The organism is Mycobacterium sp., from assembly GCF_049281135.1.
Taxonomy (GTDB): domain Bacteria; phylum Actinomycetota; class Actinomycetes; order Mycobacteriales; family Mycobacteriaceae; genus Mycobacterium.
Genome location: NZ_JBAPRN010000657.1, coordinates 1 through 5,323, shown reverse-complemented (window position 1 = coordinate 5,323; position 5,323 = coordinate 1). Strand labels below are relative to the sequence as shown.

The following is a 5,323-nucleotide window of genomic DNA, read 5'->3' as shown; positions in this document are numbered from 1 at the left end:
ACCGAACGCTTGGTGCCGTCGATGCTGACGTCGCAGTCGAAGCTGGCGCCCTTTTTGACGGTCGGATTCTGACCGTTGTTGCACTTGACGTCCTTGACGTTCTTCGCGCCGTAGCCGTTGGTGCTATCGCTCAGGATCTGTTGCACGCCGGCATTGGCTTTGCTGACGTCCAGCTTGGTGGTCACGAAGAACCCCGGCGCCCAGAAACCCAGCACCAAGATCACCGCGACGGCGACGGCGGCAATCACACCGGCCACCGAGCCGACCATCGCCTTCGAACGCTTCGGGCCGGCCGGCGGCTGTCCATAGGCACCCGGGTACTGGCCGTACTGACCGGGTTGGGGGTACTGGCCGGGTTGCCCGTACTGACCCGGCTGACCGTATTGAGCAGGCTGACCGTATGGGCCCGGCTGGGGCTGGCCGTATTGCCCCGGCTGCTGCGGGTAAGCGGCGGTCTGGCCGCCGTACTGGTCCTGCTGCGGGTAGCCCTGCGGATAGGACTGCGGCGGTGGATAGTACGACGTGGGCGGCTGCTGGTACTGCCCGTATTCAGTGGGCGTGTACGCGGGTGCCTGCCAGGTCTGGTGCTCTCCACCACTGGCCTGCCAGCCCTGGTCGCCGGAGGATTGCTGCCACGGTGACACGTGCTGGGTGTGGTCCTCGCCGGCTTGCTGACCTTCCCCCTGCGTCGGCTGCCACGGCTGCGTCGGGTCGGGTCCCTGTGGTCCGCTCATCGTGTGTCAGTCCTCTCAGTGCTGCTTGCAGTCCTCGCGCCGGTCGTCGTGTGCAACCGTAGCTTCGGCACAGCCTACCCGGCGTCAACTGCTACGACGCCGCGCCGAATCGCGTCGATCGCGCGTTTCGCGGTGGCCCGCAGCTCCGGCTGGGGGGCGGCATTCCGGACCTGGTCAAGCAGGTCGAGCACCTGCCGGCACCAGCGGACGAAATCCCCTGGCGACAGGGGCGAACCGTTGCCCTCGTTATCGGAGGCTGCCAGCGCGGTGACGAGGTCACCACTGCTGGCCCAGCGGTAGATGGCCGCGACGAACCCGTCGTCGGGCTCGCGGCTCAGCGTGATGCGATGGCGATGCTCGTCGGCGCGCAAGTCCGCGGACAGCCGCCGCGTGCGATTCAGCGCTTGCCGCAACCGTGGGGTCGGCACCTGCTCGTTGCGCGGGGCGCCGGGGCCGTCGCCGCCCCGCGTTTCGTAGAGCACGGCCGAGAGCACGGCGGCCAATTCCGCATCTTTGAGTCCTGTCCATGCGTCACTGCGCAGGCATTCGGCGACCAGGAGATCGCTCTCGCTGTAGATCCGGGCCAGCAGCCGGCCGTCGTCGGTCACCGTGGGAGTGCCGTCGGTGAGCTCGATGAAGCCGCGCTCGGTGAGCAGTCCCACGATCCGGTCGAAGGTGCGGGCCAGCGAGTTGGTGGCGGCGGCGACTTTCTTCTGCAGCGCGGCGTTCTCGCGTTCCATCCGCAGGTAGCGCTCGGCGACCCGGACCCGGGTTTCCCGGTCGGCTTCGCGGTGAACCGGATGACGACGCATCTTTTCCCGTAGCGCCGCCAGCTCGGGGTCAACATCGCGGCTCTCGGTGCGCTTGCCTCGACGCTCGCCGGTCGTCGACAAATCGGCGGCCGCCGAACGCAGCGCCGACGCCAGGTCGCGACGGACCCGGGGTTGCCGGTGTTCGACCCGCTTGGGCAATGTCATCGACCCGACCGGCGCCGACTCGCCGGAATAGTCCGATGAGGAAATCCTTCCAGCCCAACGGTTTTCGGTCAACACCAACGGTCGCGGGTCGGTGCTGTCGCGGGCCGCCTCCAATACGACGGCAAGTCCGCCGCGTCGGCCGTGGGTGATCGTGATGATGTCGCCGCGCCGCAGCCCGGCCAGCGCGTCGTTGACCGCCTGGCGACGTTGCAGACGCGACGCGCGCGCCCGGGCACGCTCCTGCTGGCTGATCTGCTCGCGCAACCGGGCGTATTCGAGGACGGGAGCATCGTGTCCACCGAGCTCGGCGGCGGCCTCATCGAGCATCTGCCGGCCGCGTTCCACTCCGCGGACCAGGCTCACCACCGAGCGGTCAGCCTGGTACTGCGCGAACGACTGCTCCAGCAGTCGATGCGCCTGCTCCGGGCCCACGCGGTTCACCAGGTTGATCGTCATGTTGTACGACGGGGCGAACGAGCTGCGCAGCGGGAAGGTGCGGGTGGAGGCCAGGCCCGCGACCTCGGCCGGTTCGCTGGTGTCTTCACCGGGATTCCACAGCACCACGGCGTGACCCTCGACATCGATGCCGCGGCGGCCGGCCCGCCCGGTGAGCTGGGTGTACTCGCCGGGGGTCAGCGGGAGGTGCTGCTCGCCGTTGAACTTCACCAATCGTTCGAGCACCACGGTGCGGGCGGGCATGTTGATGCCGAGTGCCAGCGTCTCGGTGGCGAAGACGGCCCGGATAAGCCCGGCAGTGAACAGCTCCTCGACGGTGTGCCGGAACACCGGCAGCAACCCGGCGTGGTGGGCGGCGATGCCGCGCAGCAGCGCCTCGCGCCACTCGTAGTAGCCGAGCACGTCGAGGTCGGCGTCGTCGAGGTCGCCGCAGCGGTGGTCGATCACCTCGGCGATCTTGGCCCGGTCCTCGTCGGTGGTCAGCCGCAGCGACGAACGCAGGCATTGGCCCACCGCCGCATCGCAGCCGACCCGGGAGAACACGAAGGTGATCGCCGGCAGCAGGCCGTCGTCGTCCAGCATGCGGATCACGTCAGGCCGCGGCGGCGGCCGGTAGAAACCCGACCGGCCCGGGCGTCCCGAACCTCCCCGACCGCCTTGGCGGCGTGGGGCATGCCAGTCCGTCAGCCGATCAGCCTCACGGCGATGGGCGATGTGGCGCAACAGGTTCGGGTCGACGATCGACTGTTGGCGCTCCCCCGGCTCATGCGCGGCGTAGTCGAACAGGTCGAAAAGTCGCTTCCCGACCAGCATGTGCTGCCATAGCGGAACGGGCCGGTGATCGTCGACCACCACCGAGGTGTCGCCACGCACGGTCTGGATCCAGCCGCCGAACTCTTCGGCGTTACTCACCGTCGCCGACAAGCTGACCAGACGCACGTCGTCGGGCAGATGCAAGATGACTTCCTCCCACACCGCACCGCGCATCCGGTCGGCCAGGAAATGCACCTCGTCCATCACCACGTACGAAAGTCCGCGCAACGCAGGAGAATCCGCGTACAGCATGTTGCGCAGCACCTCGGTGGTCATCACCACCACCGGGGCGTCGGCATTGACTGACATGTCGCCGGTGAGCAGACCGATTTGGTCCTTGCCGTAACGCGCCACGAAATCGTTGTGTTTCTGGTTGCTCAACGCCTTCAACGGCGTGGTGTAGAAGCATTTCCCGCCGGACGCCAGTGCCAAATGCACCGCGAATTCGCCGACGACGGTCTTGCCGGCCCCGGTCGGTGCGCACACCAGGACACCGTGGCCGTTTTCCAGCGCCGCACACGCCCGGCGCTGAAAGCCATCGAGCTCAAACTCCAATTCCGCAGTGAACCGCGCTAATTCCCCCGTGTCGCCGCCGCCGCTTCTCCTCATAGCTTCGCTCTGCATCGTCGCGTCGGGGGCGGGCGCGTCAGGTGATGTCGTCATGAGGTCCGGCGATGCTCGACGGCGCGCCGACCGCAGAGGGTGGTTCGATGACCGAGGCTTCGTCGTCGTCGAGGGCGGTCAAGGCTTCCCGTCTGGCTTTGCGTTTGTCGTGCACGCGGGCGATCTGGATGGCCAGCTCGAGCAGCAGGGTCAGCGCCAGCCCCAGCGCCGTCATCGAGAACGGGTCGGAACCGGGCGTGAAAACGGCGGCAAAGACGAACATCGCGAAGATCAGGCCGCGCCGCCACGATCGCAATCGCGCGTAGGTCAACACCCCGACGAAGTTGAGCATCACAACCAGTAGCGGGAATTCGAAGCTCACGCCGAACACCAGCAGCAGGTTGATCAGGAACCCGAAATACCGGTCGCCGGACAGCGCGGTCACCTGCACATCGCTGCCGACCGTCAACAGGAAGTGCAGCGCCTTGGCCAGCACCAGGTATGCCAGCACCGCGCCGGTGACGAACAGCAACGCGGCCGGCACGACGAATGCGACGGCGAAGCGCCGTTCCTTCTTGTACAGCCCCGGGGTGATGAACGCCCAGAGTTGGTAGAACCACATCGGGCAGGCCAGCACCACCCCGGCCGTCAGCCCGACCTTCAACCGCAACATGAACTGGTCGAAGGGCGCCGTGGCCAGCAACCGGCACTGGCCGTTGGCAATGTCGGCCCGCGCAGAGGGGGGCAGCGCGCAGTACGGGTGCCGCAGCCACTCGCCCAGACTTTCCAGCCCGAACAGCGGGTGCGAATACCAGACGAAACCCAACGTCGTGGTGAGCGCGATAGCCGCCAACGAGAGCAGCATCCGCGCGCGCAACTCGGTGAGATGATCGACGAGCGACATGGTCGCGTCGGGGTTGACGCGGCTACGACGGGAACGCGGATCTAGCCGCCTGAACAAACCGGTGGTGCGCACAGTGAATAGGCGCTCGGGCGCCGCTGGGGCGATGCCAGGCTAGGCCGGCCGACCGTCAGCCGCCGGCGGATCGACCCGCTCGGAATGCACCGGCTGAACCGGCGCGGCTTGGGTGGCTGACGTTTCGGGTTTGTTGTCGCTTTGCAGTTCGCGGACCTCGGACTTGAAGATCCGCATCGACTTGCCCAGTGAGCGAGCGGCCTCGGGAAGCCTCTTGGCGCCGAAAAGAACAATCACCAGGACCGCGATGATAGCCAGGTGACCCGGAGTCAGAGCATTCACTTTTATTTACCTCCAGATGTCACAACGATGCTACCGCAGCGTTTGGTTCATCAGCCGGACCGCGCCGCGGCCTGGTACGACTCCAGCGCGGCCGCCGCGGCATCACGCACCCGGGCGGCCAGCGACTCCGGCCCCAGAACGCGCACCGCCGACCCCAGCCCCAGTACCTGACGGGCCATCCAGTCCTCCGAGGCATAGGTCATCGCCGCCTCGCAGTAGCCGTCGGGCAGTTCGTGGAGCAGGCGCATCGGGTAGTACTCGAACATCCACGAGGCCTCGGGCGCCAGCTGCAGTGTCGCCGACGGCAGCGACGGGTCGGCGTCGAACAACGACGTGTCCGGCGGCGCCTGGAGCGCGGGTTCCGGTGGCGCAGAATGCTCGTCGAGCACGCTGGCGTCGACGATGCGGTCGAACCGGAACAGCCGCACGCCTTCGGCTTCCCGCGACCACGCTTCCAGGTAGCTCTGATCGCCGACCAGCAC

5 protein-coding genes are annotated in these 5,323 nt (G+C 67.3%); all 5 read right to left on the bottom strand.

Going from position 1 to position 5,323, the window contains the following annotated elements; genetic code table 11:
* Nucleotides 1-734 (bottom strand): DUF4333 domain-containing protein (locus tag WAN02_RS26445; protein WP_422267967.1); only part of this gene is annotated, 734 nt, incomplete at its 3' end.
* A 74-nt stretch (nucleotides 735-808) separates the two neighbouring features.
* On the bottom strand, nucleotides 809-3,589 hold the full coding sequence (locus tag WAN02_RS26440; protein ID WP_422267969.1) for a DEAD/DEAH box helicase: 2,781 nt from the start codon (nucleotides 3,587-3,589) through the stop codon (nucleotides 809-811).
* Nucleotides 3,590-3,626: 37 nt separating this feature from the next.
* Nucleotides 3,627-4,559, bottom strand: coding sequence for a twin-arginine translocase subunit TatC (gene tatC, locus WAN02_RS26435; protein ID WP_422267965.1), 933 nt, complete (start codon nucleotides 4,557-4,559; stop codon nucleotides 3,627-3,629).
* A 39-nt stretch (nucleotides 4,560-4,598) separates the two neighbouring features.
* The gene (gene tatA, locus WAN02_RS26430; protein WP_422267963.1) at nucleotides 4,599-4,841 is read right to left on the bottom strand and encodes a Sec-independent protein translocase subunit TatA; all 243 of its coding nucleotides are present in this window, start codon (nucleotides 4,839-4,841) and stop codon (nucleotides 4,599-4,601) included.
* A gap of 50 nt (nucleotides 4,842-4,891) precedes the next feature.
* The coding region (locus WAN02_RS26425; RefSeq protein WP_422267961.1) for a WYL domain-containing protein at nucleotides 4,892-5,323 on the bottom strand (432 nt) is incomplete at its 5' end.